Source organism: Salinihabitans flavidus, from assembly GCF_900110425.1.
Lineage (GTDB): Bacteria > Pseudomonadota > Alphaproteobacteria > Rhodobacterales > Rhodobacteraceae > Salinihabitans > Salinihabitans flavidus.
On sequence record NZ_FODS01000042.1, the window covers coordinates 1 to 14,550 of the forward strand.

The following is a 14,550-nucleotide window of genomic DNA, read 5'->3' on the forward strand; positions in this document are numbered from 1 at the left end:
ATATGCGCTGGCCTTCTTCAGAATCTCGTTGGCTTGGCGCAGTTCACGGTTCTCACGCTCCAGGGCCTTGATCCGTGCCTTCTCCTCGCTTGTCGGTCCGGACAACTCGCCTGCATCACGCGCGGCGCGCCGACACCAGTCCCGCAGGCTGAAAGACGAACAGCCCAGCTTCGAGGCAATTGCCCGGTAGGCAGCACTGTCGCTGCTGTAATCAGAACGATGTTCGCGGAAAAGCCGAACGCCGCGCGCGCGGAACTCGGCCGTGTAGCTCGGGGTGTGTTTCTTGTCTGTCATGAGGCTCACCTTTTGAGAGTTTTACTCTCCGGTAAACCCGGGGCGGTTCAGCGTCCTCGTTGCGTTCCTTCAAAATGAAACCGGATTGTACCGGCCCCAGAACCTCGCGAGCCAAGCCAACGTCAGTGGTCACGACCGCCACACCGCTCGCAATCGCTTCCAGTAGAGGGTTTGGTGTTCCTTCGCTTGATGAAACACAGACCAAAACGTCGATGTTTCGGTAGAATTCGGGCATGGCGTTTCTGGCTACTGGCACTCCCGCGCGGTCCGCAATCCTGACGTCGAAGACATGCCCCTTGTCCCGCAAAGTATTGATTGCGGGGTCGAAAATCGTATGTTTTCCCTTGAGATCGGGTTCAACCGTCCTTCCCATCGCGGAATTGCCAACCCATCCGATACGAAAAGGCCGATCTTTGCAAAACAATCGGTTCTTCGGAGTGAACTCATCAAGATCAACGCCGTCTGGCAATAGGAAGGATGGATCTGGCAGATGTGCACGTTCATGATAAGCGGTGTGCAAACGCTCGGAACAGGTCGCTACGATGTCCGACAACTCGAATGGATCGCCGATCCGCCGCAAATCTTCGGCATTCATGTATAGATGATCGTACACAATGGTAACAAACGCAGGCCTGTCTGAACTCACGACAAGGTTCCAAGCGCTGTTGTCGAGACTGTCGAGGAAAGCGATGAGATCAAAGCGCCATAGAAACACTACCACATCGCATTTTGCGACAAGTTCCGCGGCCTTCTTCGGATAGCCAAACCAATCTTCATGCCCTATCAATTTAAAATCGTACTGTCCGGTACCAAACACCGCTATGTTCCGTGCGATGTTATGAAATGCCCAATTGGGTACATCATAGAAGATCGCAATCGTTGGACTCACAACTTTGCCTTTCCAGTAAAAATACGGGTAGGCTGCGCCCACGAGGCGCAAGAGCGACGCTTAGTCACTCGTGGTCGGGTCATGAGACAAAACTTTGAGAAAAAAGGTATCATGTAATCGTGAGGAACTCCGGCACTTGGCGTCTTGCAGCTTCCAGTCAAATTATTGTGTTCCCCCACCTACTAAAATTTCGATCCTGATCCATTCTGCTCTCACGCCGACAGTCTTCAGCGAGGGCCGGTATGGCGATACAAAGCATGGCTATGGTAGAAGGGGTTTTCTCAACCGAAGAAGCCCGAATTTCGACAACTTCCAAAACGGAAAACACTTTTCGGCAGTTGAGCGCCACTGTGCGTCGGCGATTTGGTTGGATTTCAACGCCAACTGCCGATGAGTCGCGAGGGCACGAACAAGAATTTTTCCGATTCGGAAAAAGCTCTTTCAACCATCGCTGGCCCAGATCTGAGTGACGACGTCCTCGGATCCGCCCGTCTCACAGTAGCTCCGAATCAGTCGGGTGACTGCCGCACGTGTAAGGCGGTTGTGTTCAACTGACACCCCGAGTGTGGCGACCATCTTCCAGTGCCCGTACATCAGACAAACGAAAAGATAGGATAACTCCTCAGCTGCCTGTGGGCTCAACTGCGGATACGAGACACGAAACTCGTAGGACATCACCTCGCCAACAATCTTGTACTGCCCGCGAAGGTTGTCGCGGATTGCGGCGGACCCCGTGGCAAGGCTCATCATCGCATCGTAGGCTGAATCGTCCTTGGGTTTGCGGGTTCCGTCCAGCAAGTTGAAGTAAAAGTCGAGGAACATATCGACACGTTGGGGTCCTTCAAGCCGCGCGGCATTATTGATGAGGGCTGTTCTGTAGGCATCTGCGAGGCAGTCGCATACAGCGAGCATCAGTGCCTCGGCATCAGGGAAGTGGTAGCGCACCGCTTGACGCGTCATACCCGCCTCATCGGCAACCATGTCATAAGACAATGGTGGCAGGCCACTACGCTGAAGCGCCGAAATGGTTGCAGCGACAATGCGGTGCTTCGTGTCTGACTTGTCTGAAACGTTCCGCGCCATCCTGTATCCGCCTTCACCAAGCAACGAGGCAATTACTTTGATTCCTTCGGATTTATATCTCATACTCCGTGTCTACGATTGAAAAATCGCATCGGCTTTCGACGGGTATGTCAAGCGATCTTGACCTGCTCCCCGTGAAACGTTCGTGATTTGGGGCTAGTCTGTTCCTGTCAAAGACGTGCGGCTGTAAGGAGAAGATCATGCGCGCTTTTGGAAACCGACCCTTCGTGATCGCTCTGGCGTCGGCTGTGCTGTTCTTCCTCTATGGTCCAATTCTTGTGATCATGATCTTCTCCTTCAATGATAGCCAGTATACGGGCCTGCCGTTCAACGGCTTCACGCTGCACTGGTATGTCGAGTTGTTTCAGGATCGCCAGATTCTCGGCTCTATCTGGAACAGTGTCTATGTCGGCCTTGGCGTTGTGATGCTCAGTGTGACCTTCGGCCTGCCCGCCGCGATCGCGCTGGACCGCTACAATTTTCCCGGCAAGGCGGTGTTCCGCCGGATCGTGCTGTTGCCGATCGTACTGCCGGGGATCATCACTGGCGTTGCGCTGCTCAGCTTCTACCTGACGCTGAACTTCCGGCTGTCGCTGCACACCATCATGTTGGGACAGGGTACCGCGCTGATGTGCATCACCATTACCGAGGTTTTCGCCCGGCTTCAGCAGATGGGCCGGAGCCAGACCGAGGCGGCCGTCAACCTTGGGGCCAATGAATGGGAAGTATTCCGCCACGTGACCCTGCCGGGCATCCGCTCGTCGCTGTTCGGGGCCATGTTGATCTCGTTCTCCATCTCGTTTGACGAGAGCGCCGTGACCTTCCTGCTGACGGGGCGGGAGAATACGCTGCCGATGACCCTGTGGCCGCTTCTTCGGCGCGAGGTCACGCCGGAGGTTAACGCGGTGGCCACGCTGATCGTGCTTGTCTCTGTCGTGCTGATCGTGGTGGGGATGTATTCCTCGCGCGGTGCGAAGACCACCGAAGGATGACAGCCCTGAAGCAGGTGAAACAGACCAGTTCCACCGTTTCATGCAGTTTCTCGATCGTGACTCTTTCCCGGAGGAGAACAGCCTCTCCAGTGATCGTGTGAGCTCGGTTTCCGCCACGGCGCGCACAAAGCGGCTGTAGGCCGCCCCGATCAGAGACGCGCCGACCCTTGCGCTCCGCGGCTCGTCCTGAGTGTCAAGTTTTCAGCACCATCTACTCGCCCCAGCAACACGTTGTTTTTCAACATGGAGTAATCCCGATCTGTCTCTGCAAGTGGCGGGTATAATGGACCGGCAACAACAGAGAGGAGCTGACGGATGGAATATTATGCTGGTTTGGATGTTTCAATGGAAGAGACGCACATTTGTGTCCTCGATCGTGAAGGGGCACTGATACGGGAGGGTAAAACGCGGTCGTCACCTGCCATGATCGCGGCCTTTCTCGCAGATGGACCGCCTTGTGAACAGGTCATCTTCGAGACGGGCAGAATGGCACCAATGCTCTATCACGGGCTGATCGAGCAGGGCGTTCCGGTCCAGTGCGTTGAGAGCAGGCAGGCTTATCAGGCGCTGAAGTCTCTGGCGGGGCATAGGACGGATCGCAATGATGCCCGGGGACTGGCGCATCTGGCACGCACGGGGTTCTACAAACCGACACACGTCAAGTCCTTGTCGGCCCATGCGATCCGTTCCCTGATTGCAGCCCGCAAAAAGCTGGTCGGCCAAAGTGTGACCATCGACAATCAGATTTCGGGGACTGGTCGTCGTGTTCGGCGTTCGGTTGCCGCGCGCCTTGTCGCCGGCATTCAAGGACGCGGCGCTGAAGGTCAGCGATGGCGTGCCGGGTCTTCATGCCGCGCTTTGCGGGCTCTTTGCAGCACGCGAAGCCATCCTCACGGCGGTTGCGGCAATCGATGCCGACATGAAAAGGATGGCCCGAAAGTCCAAGGTCTGCGCGCGCCTCATGACGATTCCCGGTGTTGGCCCCATCACAGCCCTGGCTTTCGCGGCCGCAGTTGATGATCCCTCACGATTCAAGAGATCGCGTGACGTCGGCGCCTACCTGGGGCTCGTTCCCCGACGCTATCAATCCGGTGAGATTGGCTACAGCGGCAGCATCTCGAAACGGGGCGATATCAGGGTTCGCACGCTTCTTTACGAGGCTGCCAACGTAATGTTGACGAGATGTGCTGGCCCTCTCAAGCTGAAGACATGGGCGCTGGCAATCGGGGCGCGCTCAACAATGAGAAAAGCCAGAGTCGCACTGGCCAGGCGTCTCGCCATCATCATGCATGCGATGATGCGTGACGGGACCGAGTTCCAGATCGCATAACGGAGATCACAAAAACAAACGCGACGATTCCTATACCAGAGCTCCCATCCGGGACGACGTCCGAGGGAGGGCGTGAGACACGGCGACGATTCTGTAGCAACAGCCGGACCCAACGGCACGATTGCGGTTTCCACCTTGCCGACACACACCCAGCCCACCCCATCATGAACCACCGAGTTCGAAGAGAACAAAGGCAACCTCAGGCGCGAAAAAGAAGGAAGCTCAGAAAACGCGCATTGACAGATTAGAGAACGGAATCGGCGGGGAGCGGCCCTTCGCTGCGTAGGGTATGAACGTCCGCCAACTGGCAGTCGTTCCTGGCCGGCGGCACACGAGCATGGAGTTCCGGTGGACATCATCCTTGCCACCGCCGATACTTGTCGCTCTGGAAAAGTGGACGGGTGACCATGCTGAACCATGAGGATTTTCGCTTCGACACAGCGGAGCGCGAGGGCGACACGGTGGGAGAGATCGCCTATCGCCGCATCCGACTGCACATTGTCAACGGACGGCTCAAACCGGACGAAAAGCTCAAGCTCGACCACATGAAGCAGGTCTATGGCGCCAGCGTCACCACGCTGCGCGAGATCCTCAACCGCCTGGCCGTGGAGGAGTTGGTCGCCGCCGAGGGACAGCGTGGTTTCCGGGTTGCCGGGGTGAGCGATGCGGAACTGGCGGCTCTCGCCGAGCTGCGCATCCTGCTTGAGACGTATGCGCTGCGCCGGTCGATCGAGCGCGGCGACCTTGACTGGGAGACGCGGGTCGTCGCTGCGCATTACAAGCTTTCGTCGCTGGAAGGCATGCTGATGAGGGACCAGTCGGCCGCGGTGGAACAATGGGTCGCCTCGGACTGGGGCTTCCACTACGCGACCATCTCGGCGTGTGACCTGCCGGTGCTGGCACGCACCCATGCTTCGGTCTTCGACCGTTTCGCGCGCTATCACATGCTGGCGCTGGATTTCCGCGGCAAGCCGGCGGCCAAGGAACACGCGGACCTGCGTGATCTGGTGATCGGCCGCAAGGCCGATGCCGCAGTGAACCTGCTGTCAAGCCATGTCCGCAGCGGGGCGGCGCACATCACCGCGTCCGGCAGGTTCGGCTGAGCCGGGCGCTCAGCCCCCTGCCCGAGCCCGCGCCCATTCCGCGAGCTTGCGCATCGCAAACTCGTAGCCACGGATGCCGAAGCCCTCGATCTTGGCCGATGCGGCCTTCGAGACGTAGGACAGGTGCCGGAACTCGTCGCGCCTGAAGAGCGGCGATATATGCACCTCGATGACCGGACGGTCGTAGATCAGCAGGCTGTCGAGGATCGCGATCGAGGTGGAGGTGAAGCCGGCCGGGTTGATCAGCAGCCCGGCGGTGGAACCTCGCCCCTTCTTGATCCATTTCATGATCTCGGCCTCGCTGTCGCTCTGGCGAAAATCGATCTCGACGCCTTCCTCGGCGGCAACGCGCGTGCACAGCGCCTCAACGTCGTTCAGTGTCTCGTGGCCATAGACCTCGGGTTGGCGTGTGCCCAGCATGTCGAGGTTGGGTCCGTTGATGATGAGGATCGTGTCGGTCATTCGGTCAGCCTTTGTATCCATAGAGGCGAGGTAACCAGAGAACGATCTCCGGCACGAAGGTGATGAGCCCAAGCCCCGCGACCAAGATGGCGAGGAACGGTAGCAGGTGGCGGATCGTCTCGCGGATCGGGGATTTCGTGATCGAGGTGACGACGAAGAGCAGCAGGCCGTAGGGCGGCGTGGCGAGTCCGATCATCGTGTTGACCACGACGAGCACGCCGAAATGGACAGGATCGACGCCAAGCGCGATGGCGGTCGGCAAGAAGATGGGCACGATGACCAGCAGGATCGCGTTCGCCTCGAGCAGGCAGCCCAGCAGCAGCAGGATGACGTTGACCAGCAGCAGGAAGGTGATGCGGTTCAGCTCGGTGTCGCCAAGCGCGCCCTGGATGACGTTCGGCACCTGCTCGATCGTCACGACGTAGTTGAACGCCAGTGCGCCTGCGATCAGGAACCCGACCGCGGCGGTGGACTTGGCGCTTCGCCGCACGGTCTCGTAGGCCATGCGAAGCGAGACGGAGCGGTAGAAGACGGTCGAGACGAGAAAGGCGTAGAGCGCGGCCAGCGCGGCGGCCTCGGTCGGCGTCGTGACGCCGCCGTAGATGCCCACCAGCAGGATCACCGGCATCAGCAGCGCCGGCACTGCGCGCAGGGTCACGCGCGGCAGGTCGCGCAGCGGCACGGCCTCTTCGACGGGGTAGTCGTGTATGCGGGCCTGCCAGGCGTTCATCGCCATCAGCATGACCCCCAGGACGAGGCCCGGCCCGACGCCGCCCAGGAACAGGAAGCCGATCGAGGTGTCCGAGACGAGCGCGTAGAGCACCATGGGAATCGACGGCGGAATGATCGGCCCGATGATCGCCGAGGCCGCAGTGATCGCACCGGCATAGGCGCCGGGATACCGCCCGTCCTTGGTCATCAGGTTGATGATGATCCGCCCCATACCGACCGCGTCGGCGATGGCCGATCCCGACATCCCTGAAAAGATGAGCGAGGAGACGACGTTGACGTGGCCCAGCCCGCCGCGGAACCGCCCGACCAGCGCGCGGCAGAAATCCAGCAGCCGGTCCGACAGAGAGCCCACATTCATCAGGTCGGCGGCGAAGATGAACAGCGGGATCGCCAGAAGCACGTACGAGCCATAGAGCCCGGTCAGCATCTGCTCGAAGGCGATGGACATGTCCTGGCCCTGCAGCAGCAGGTAGAACACCGACGAGGCCAGCATCGCGTGCCCGATCGGCAGACCGATGATGGCGCCCAAGAGGATGGCCGCGACGGCGGCGCCGAATTCCCAGCTCATTCCGAGAATTCCTCAAGACCGATCTCCTCGGCCGTGCTCAGGCCCGTGTCACGGCCCGTCAGCGCGTTCCGGAAGATCCACAGGTAGCGCAGGATCGACACTACCGAGAAGACGAGCGCGATCGAGTAAACCCAGTTGAAGCCGATGTCGAGATAGGCGGTCTCCTGGATTTTCATGAAGGTGACGAAGTCCCACAGCGCCGGCAGCGACCAAGCGTAGATGCCTACCAGCAGGACAGAGAAGATCATGCGGAACCAGCGCCGCGTTTCGGGGCGTACGCTGCCATAGACGATGTCGAAGCGGATCTCGTCGCCTTCCTCGGCCGAGACCGACTGCCCCCAGAGCAGGATCCAGAGCCAGGCGATGACACAGACCTCGACGGTCCAGCCCACGGGGCTGTTGATCACGTAGCGCATGAAGACCTGGACGATGAAGCACAGGAACATCGTGGCCAGCAATATCGCCGGAACGGCGTCGGCGAGGTCGCGCAGCCGTCTGACAAGGGGGGACGGATGGGTCATGGTCGGGATCCGCAAGCCGGACCCGCGCGGCGCGCGGGCCCGGCCTTTTTGAGAGTGGACTTACTCGGTGACGGCGCTGATCCGGTCAAGCATGCCCTCTGGCCAGCTCGCCGCGAATTTCGACTCGAGGTACTTCTGCTGGGCGTATTCGCGGAACGCGTCGCGGTCGGGCTCATAGACCCGCAACCCCTCGTCCTTGAAGAACTGGACCAACTCGGCCTCGCGGTCGAGATGGCGCTGCGTCGACTTGTCAATCGCGGCATCCACAGCCGTCTGAAGCGTCTCCTGCTGCTCTGCCGTGAAGCTTTTCCAGAGATCGGCGCTGATCGCCAACACGTCGAAGCCGACCAGATGGCCGGTCATGACGATCTGGCTCGTCACCTCGTAGAACTTCATGTTGTAGTCGTTGGGCAGCGGGTTGTCCTGCCCGTCGATCGCCCCGGTCTGAAGCGCCGTGTAGACCTCGGCATAGGCCAGCGGCGTCGGGTTCGCGCCGATCGCCTCGCCCAGGAACTGCCAGGCGTCGCCGCCGGGCATCCGCAGGGTGATGCCGTCCAGATCCTCGGGTGTCGTTACCTCGATCTCCGGCACGAGGTTGACCTGCCGCGTGCCGAAGTAGACGGGGGCGAGGACGTGGACGCCGGCCTCTTCCGCCATGGCGACCAGTTCCTGACCGACGTCGCTCTGGAACGTGGCCTTCAGGTGGTCCGCGTCGTCGAAGAGGTAGGCCGAGGTCACGATGGACCATTCCGGGATCTGCTCGGCGATGGTCTGCGGGGCAACCAGCCCCATCTCGAGGTTGCCGCGCTGGATCGCGGTCATCTCGGACCCTTGCGCGACGAGCGTGGCGCCGTTGAACACCTGCATGTCGAAGGTATCCGAAACGTCCTCGGCGATCTCGGCGAAAGCCTCTGCGCGGATGTCGTTTTCGGACACGACCGAGGAAAGCCGAAGCGTCGGCTTGTCCTGTGCAAAGACGACGCCCGGCGTGGCGAGCGCTGTCGAGGCGGCAATTGCGGCCGCGAATGCGGTCCGGCGGGTCATCTGTGTCATTGGTTTCCTCCCTTTGACGTTGTCACCGGCTGTCGTCGGTGGGCTTGATGTCATTTTATATGACAAAACAAAAAATATCCTACAGTCAAGACACCGGCACCCCCTTTGGCCGTTGAAGCCGTTTCTGGGCGGCGATGCGGAAGGGGGCGTTCGGGGCCCCATAGCCGGAGTATCCGCCGCGGCGTTCCACGATCTCGATGAACATCTGCCCGGCGAAGGGCTTCGAGTAGAGCTGGAAGAACTCGCCGTTCGCGTCCGCGTCGTAGAGGATGTTGGCCGCCCGCATCCGCTCCAGCGTCTCAGGATCAAGCTCGAAACGGGCGGCGAGGTCGTCGAAGTAGTTCGGCGAAAGCGGCAGTTCGGCGAAGCCAAGTTCGTGCAACGCCCTGGCGGTGGCGAAGATGTCATCCGTCGCCAGCGCAACATGCTGCACGGTGCCGCCGAAACCCTCGGCCAGAAACGCGCCGGCCAGCGTCCGGTGCGTCTCGGCTCCGTTCAGGGTGATGCGGAAATCCCCCGACGGCGCCGCGATGGCGCGGCTGCGGACCAGCCCGTCCGGATCCACCACGTCCACCATCGGCGCCTTCTCCATATCGAAGAGCGTCGTGTAGAACAGCGACCAGGACAGCATCTCGTCGTAGGTCATCGTCTGCGCGATATGGTCGATGCGCGTGAGCCCGGCATCCTGAGCCGGCGGCTCCTCGGCCCGGAACTCCACGTCCCAGACCTCCGACAGCGCACCTCGGTCGATGAAGTGCATCACGCTGCCGCCCAGGCCCCGGATCGCGGGAATCGGCATCTCGCCGGGACCGAGTGGCTGTGAAAACAGCTTGGCCCCCAGTGCCGTCGCCCGCGTCACCGTGTCGGGCGCGGACTCGACGGACAGCCCGATGTCGCAGACGGTGGTCCCCCGCGCGTTCCACGCGCTTCCGGCGTGGCCAGCCGTATCGGCGTTCAGCACGATCCGGATGTTGCCCTGCTGCCAGAGCGTCACCTGCTTGGAGACGTGATGCCCGGTCCGCCGGAAGCCGAGGCTTTCGAGCAGCACCTCGAGCGCCGCGAGATCCCGGCCCTGCGCGGCGAATTCCACGAAGGCCGTGTCGCGAACCCGGATCGGCGCGGGCAAGGGCGGGATGTCGGGCGAGGCGGCAGGTTCGGCGCGGCGCACCTCGTCCATCAGCGCGATCAGCGATCGGTGGCCGTCCTGCGCGATCGTGTCCGGGCTACCGCCGCGGAACTGGTCGTTGAATATCTCAAGGCTTACCGGCCCCGCGTAACCCGTCGCCATCACCGCCCGCATGAAGTCCGACACCGGCAGGTCACCTTCGCCGGGCATGTTTCGGAAATGCCGCGACCAGTAGAGCAGGTCCATTTCGATTGCCGGAGCATCCGCAAGCTGAACGAAAAAGATGCGGTCGCCGGGAATGCGCCGGATCGTCTCGGGGTCAATGCCACGGCCAAGCGTGTGGAAACTGTCGAGAATCAGACCGACCGCGGCGTGGTCCGCGCGGCGCACGATCTCCCATGCGTCGCGGTGGTCGTTCACATAGCGACCCCACGCCAGCGCCTCAAACCCCACGCGCAGCCCGCGCGCCGCCGCACGGTCGCCGAGTTCGGCGAAATCCGCCGCTGCCCGGTCGATCCCGCCCAGGGCCTCTGGATGGACCGAGGAGCAGACCAGCATCAGCTCGCAGCCCAGCTCCTGCATCACGTCGAACTTGCGTTCGGCCCGGTCGAACGCCTTGGCGCGCGGACCCGGCGGCAGGCCTTCGAAATCCCGAAAGGGCTGGAACAGCATGACCTCCAGTCCCGCGTCGCGGATACGCTGACCAACCGCTTTGGGACTGCGGATGTCTGCGATGAAGTCTTGCTCGAATATCTCGATGCCGGTGAAACCGGCGGCGGCGATGGCCTCGATCTTTTCGTCGAGGTTGCCGGAGATGGAGACTGTGGCGATGCCTGTTTTCATAGGGCCCTCACTCATCTCCCAGGCTGCGAAAGGTTTCGCGCATCCTGGCCGGGTCGGCCGTCCGCCCGGTGAAGAGTTCGAAGGCGCGCACGGCCTGAAAGACGGCCATACCCTCACCGCTGAGCGTTCGGCAGCCGCGGCTCCGCGCGACCCTCAGAAGCTCTGTCTCCAGAGGGAAGTAGACGATGTCAGCCACCCAGTGCCGCGGGGCGAGCAGTGCAGGGTCGATGGGCGTGCCGGGCAGCTTCGCCATCCCGACCGGAGTGGCGTTGACGATGCCGTCGGCCGCCGCCGCAGCAGCAGCGACGTCCGTCACGGCCGAAGCGCATGGTCCCGCCGCCCGGGCCAGCTCGTCGGCCGCGCCCTTCCTTGTGTCCGCAATCAGCAGATTCGCCGCCTTCATATCGACCAGCGCATGGGCCAACGCCGCCCCCGCGCCGCCCGCTCCGATCAGCAGGACCGTGCCGAGCGCCGCGTCAGGCAAGCCCCGCCGCAGGCTTTCGGAGAAGCCCCAGAAATCCGTGTTGTGGCCGAACCGCCGCCCGTCGCGGAAGACAATGGTGTTCACCGCTGCGATCCGCCGTGCCGCGTCCGAGAGCTGGTCGAGATGCGCGATCACGGCCTGCTTGTAGGGGAAGGTCACGTTCAGCCCGGCAAAGCCCGCGGCTTCCGAGCGGTCGAGGATTTCTTGAAGGTCCCCGGCGGTCCCTGCATCGGTGTCGAGCAGCTCGTAATGGCAAGCCAACCCCTGCGCGGCGGCCTCGGCCTCGTGCATCGCAGGCGTCCGGGACAGTCGAATCCCACCACCGATCAGCCCCATGCGAATCGCGGCTTCGCCAGTGTCCGAGCCGTTTTCCGCTTGCGCCAGCCTCATGCTGCCGGGCCTCCCCCTGCCGTCTCACATCCCAAAATGTTCTAACCGGTACAATTCGTCAAGCAAAAATGTACCGCCTAGACCATTTGTTTTCTGGTATCAGTCGATTAGAGGAGTGGCATGGCGACGACGACGAACTCAGAAAGACGGGGCTGGACCCAGAATCCCGATGCCGTGAAGCGGGACATCCTCACCGTGGCGCTGTCGGAATTCGCTGCCAACGGGCTTTCGGGCACCCGTGTCGATACCATTGCTTCGCGCACACGAACGTCGAAGCGGATGATCTACTACTATTTTGGCGACAAGCTGGGGCTCTACACCCGCGCGCTCGAAGCGGCTTACCTCAAGGTGCGCGAAGGGGAGGCCTCGCTGGACCTCGATCACTTGCAGCCGAAGGAGGCGCTGGCCCGCCTCGTCGCCTTCACCTTCGACCACCACCGAAAAAACCCCGACTTCATTCGAATGGTGATGATCGAGAACATCCACAATGCCGAGCACCTCGCCGCTTCGCAGGTGATCCGCGATCTGAACGTGGCGGCTATCGAGAAACTGGCCCGTATCTGTCAGGGGGGGCAGGACCAGGGCGTGTTCCGCGAGGGGCTCGATCCCGTGGCAATCCACTGGCAAATCAGCGCGGCCAGCTTCTTCAACGTATCGAACCGGCCGACATTCTCGTCGATCTTTGGAAACGAGCTTTTCGAGGAAGAAGCCCAACGGAGGATCCGGCAACAGACAGTCGACTCCATCCTTGCAATGGTCGCGAAGCCCGAAGCCACCGGGTAGCGTTTCAGTATCTTCAGAAAATCAGGGAGAACCGAAGATATGATGGGAGCGGTCGCCAGACGGAAGGCCAACTGGCTTTTCGGAGCCGGCAGGTATTTGTCCGCAATCCACATCGAAATTTGAATGTTCTTTATGCTAGTCTCAGGCAGCGAAGCGGCATTTACCTGATCGGCTGCGCGGGAGAAATTGTCTACATTGGGCAGTCGTCTGACCTGACGGAGCGACCGATTGATAGCTTAGGCCGCTTTTACCACCGAGTTCCTGACGTCTCGCTGCCGTGGTCTCTCGCGCTGGCACCCTGCTTGACCTGCCCCTTTTTTCAGGGCCACTCGTAAGTCGAGCCTGTTCTCCTTTGATCCGACCCCCAACGTTGGACCGCCCTTGGCGAGAGTTTTCCGCCTCGATCAGGGTGACAGGCTGGTGATGCCCCCCGATTTCGTCAGCATGATCGGGGCTTTGTTGCCGATCGCGCTGTGTGGCCGTTCCTCGTTGTAGTATCTACGCCAAGCCTCCAACTTTTCGGCCGCATCTGCAAGCGTCAAGAACCAGTGCGCGTTCAGACATTCGGCCCTGAACCTGCCATTGAATGCTTCGATGAAGGCGTTGTCCGTCGGCTTGCCTGGTCGTGAGAAGTCGAGCGTGACGCCGCGCTGATAGGCCCAGAGGTCCATGTCGCGGGAGATGAACTCACTGCCCTGATCGACCCGGATCGTCTTGGGGTAGCCCGATCTTCGGCATACTCGGTCCAGCGTGGCGACCACGTCTTCACCCCGATAGCTGAATCGTGCATCGAGCACCGGAACGTAGCGCGAGAACGTGTCCACGACCGTCAGAATCCGAAGTTTTTTGCCCGTTGCCAGCTGGTCATGGACAAAATCCATTGCCCAGACATCGTTCGGACCAACGGCTTCGGCGCGGTCGTCGCGCAGCTTCGCCTTTACCCGCCGTTTCGGCGTCTTGTTCCTGAGCTGCATGCCCAACTCCCTGTAAATGCGATAGACTTTCTTGATGTTGATGCCCCAGCCCTCACGGTCCAGAAGCACGTGAACCCGGCGATAGCCGTAACGAACCCGTGTTTCGCAGATCTCCCTGATCCGCTTCTCCACGGCAGCCTGATCGGCGCGGCGGGATTTGTAGTGGAACGTTGAGCGGTCAAATCCGATGGCGCCACACGCCGTCCGGATCGAGACCGCCCAATCGCTGCACATCCCGCGAACAAGCTCGCGCATCCGACCAGGCCTCAGATCTTTCGCCGGATGACATCCTGCAACATCTCGCGGTCCAGCGTCAGGTCTGCCACGATCTTCTTCAACCGACTGTTCTCATCCTCGAGCTGCTTCAGCCGCTTCATCTCGGTCGGCAGCAAGCCCGCATACTTCTTCTTCCAGTTGAAGTAGGTCGCCTGGCTGATGCCTGCCTTGCGGCAGATCTCAGCGACCGGCGTGCCTTCCTCGCCCTGCTTGATGATGAACGCCTTCTGTGCGTCCGAAAACTTCGATGCCTTCATGTGATTCCGCTCCTCTCCCAGCCGGGAAATCGTAGCGGAAAACTCCAGCTTCAAACGGTCCAGAATCCGGGGATCAGATCACCTTTTGTGTGCCATCATTCGGCGGCGCGAGCAATGGGCGCGGGCGCGGAGCCATCAGGTAGCTCAAGCGGCTGCGCCCATTGCGTTTTGTCGAAGGGCCTTGCGGCTGCGAACTCCTCCGGGGTCTGATACTTCAGGCTGCTGTGCGGACGCTCCCTGTTGTAATCGATCCTCCAGTCTTCGATGATTTCACGGGCTTCACCGATGCTGGCAAACCAATGCTGGTTCAGGCATTCTTCCCGGTATCGCCCGTTGAAGCTTTCGATATAGGCGTTCTGGGTCGGCTTGCCGGGGTCGATGAAATAGAGC

At 61.0% G+C, this 14,550-nt stretch carries 14 protein-coding genes and 1 pseudogene; 4 read left to right on the forward strand and 11 right to left on the reverse strand.

What is annotated here, in order from left to right:
- From BMW66_RS20170 to BMW66_RS18605, 3 genes are all read right to left on the reverse strand, one after another.
- Window positions 1-294 (reverse strand): transposase (locus BMW66_RS20170; protein WP_139196274.1); only part of this gene is annotated, 294 nt, incomplete at its 3' end.
- Window positions 212-1,225, reverse strand: coding sequence for a glycosyltransferase family 4 protein (locus BMW66_RS18600; RefSeq protein ID WP_139196276.1), 1,014 nt, complete (start codon window positions 1,223-1,225; stop codon window positions 212-214). The genes BMW66_RS18600 and BMW66_RS20170, both read right to left, overlap by 83 nt.
- A 399-nt stretch (window positions 1,226-1,624) precedes the next feature.
- Window positions 1,625-2,329, reverse strand: a complete 705-nt coding sequence (locus tag BMW66_RS18605) for a TetR/AcrR family transcriptional regulator (protein WP_093120623.1) — start codon at window positions 2,327-2,329, stop codon at window positions 1,625-1,627.
- A gap of 137 nt (window positions 2,330-2,466) precedes the next feature.
- Here BMW66_RS18605 and BMW66_RS18610 point away from each other — a divergent pair, with 137 nt between their 5' ends.
- From BMW66_RS18610 to BMW66_RS18620, 3 genes and pseudogenes are all read left to right on the forward strand, one after another.
- A complete protein-coding gene (locus BMW66_RS18610; RefSeq protein WP_093120625.1) occupies window positions 2,467-3,258 on the forward strand; it encodes an ABC transporter permease in 792 nt (263 codons plus the stop codon).
- A gap of 315 nt (window positions 3,259-3,573) precedes the next feature.
- Window positions 3,574-4,588, forward strand: a pseudogene (locus BMW66_RS18615) (IS110 family RNA-guided transposase).
- A gap of 407 nt (window positions 4,589-4,995) precedes the next feature.
- Window positions 4,996-5,691 (forward strand): GntR family transcriptional regulator, encoded by a 696-nt coding sequence (locus BMW66_RS18620; protein ID WP_093120626.1) that lies wholly within the window; start codon window positions 4,996-4,998, stop codon window positions 5,689-5,691.
- A gap of 9 nt (window positions 5,692-5,700) precedes the next feature.
- Here the strand turns inward: BMW66_RS18620 and BMW66_RS18625 are convergent, their stop codons facing one another.
- From BMW66_RS18625 to BMW66_RS18650, 6 genes are all read right to left on the reverse strand, one after another.
- Window positions 5,701-6,153, reverse strand: a complete 453-nt coding sequence (locus tag BMW66_RS18625; protein ID WP_093120627.1) for a type II 3-dehydroquinate dehydratase — start codon at window positions 6,151-6,153, stop codon at window positions 5,701-5,703.
- Between the two features lie 4 nt (window positions 6,154-6,157).
- Window positions 6,158-7,453 (reverse strand): TRAP transporter large permease, encoded by a 1,296-nt coding sequence (locus BMW66_RS18630; protein ID WP_093120629.1) that lies wholly within the window; start codon window positions 7,451-7,453, stop codon window positions 6,158-6,160.
- Window positions 7,450-7,974 carry a TRAP transporter small permease gene (locus tag BMW66_RS18635; RefSeq protein ID WP_093120637.1) on the reverse strand — a complete coding sequence of 175 codons (525 nt, stop codon included), beginning with the start codon at window positions 7,972-7,974 and terminating at the stop codon, window positions 7,450-7,452. The genes BMW66_RS18630 and BMW66_RS18635 overlap by 4 nt, the downstream gene beginning before the upstream one ends.
- Before the next feature lie 60 nt (window positions 7,975-8,034).
- A complete protein-coding gene (dctP, locus tag BMW66_RS18640) occupies window positions 8,035-9,027 on the reverse strand; it encodes a TRAP transporter substrate-binding protein DctP (protein ID WP_093120630.1) in 993 nt (330 codons plus the stop codon).
- Window positions 9,028-9,112: 85 nt separating this feature from the next.
- Window positions 9,113-10,996: a bifunctional sugar phosphate isomerase/epimerase/4-hydroxyphenylpyruvate dioxygenase family protein gene (locus BMW66_RS18645; RefSeq protein ID WP_093120631.1), complete on the reverse strand. Its 1,884-nt coding sequence runs from the start codon at window positions 10,994-10,996 to the stop codon at window positions 9,113-9,115.
- A gap of 7 nt (window positions 10,997-11,003) precedes the next feature.
- Window positions 11,004-11,870 carry a shikimate dehydrogenase gene (locus BMW66_RS18650; protein WP_175483320.1) on the reverse strand — a complete coding sequence of 289 codons (867 nt, stop codon included), beginning with the start codon at window positions 11,868-11,870 and terminating at the stop codon, window positions 11,004-11,006.
- 120 nt (window positions 11,871-11,990) lie between these two features.
- Between BMW66_RS18650 and BMW66_RS18655 the strand changes: the two genes are divergently transcribed.
- Window positions 11,991-12,653, forward strand: coding sequence for a TetR/AcrR family transcriptional regulator (locus BMW66_RS18655; protein ID WP_093120633.1), 663 nt, complete (start codon window positions 11,991-11,993; stop codon window positions 12,651-12,653).
- A gap of 404 nt (window positions 12,654-13,057) precedes the next feature.
- Here BMW66_RS18655 and BMW66_RS18660 read toward each other — a convergent pair.
- Window positions 13,058-14,160, reverse strand: a protein-coding gene (locus BMW66_RS18660; protein WP_093120634.1) for an IS3 family transposase whose coding sequence is annotated in 2 segments (ribosomal slippage) — window positions 13,058-13,899 and window positions 13,899-14,160 — 1,104 coding nt in all. Because the reading frame shifts where the segments join, the coding sequence is not laid out codon by codon here.
- A 95-nt stretch (window positions 14,161-14,255) separates the two neighbouring features.
- Window positions 14,256-14,550, reverse strand: a 295-nt coding sequence (locus BMW66_RS18665; protein WP_245729557.1) for an integrase core domain-containing protein, incomplete at its 5' end; no start/stop codon positions are given.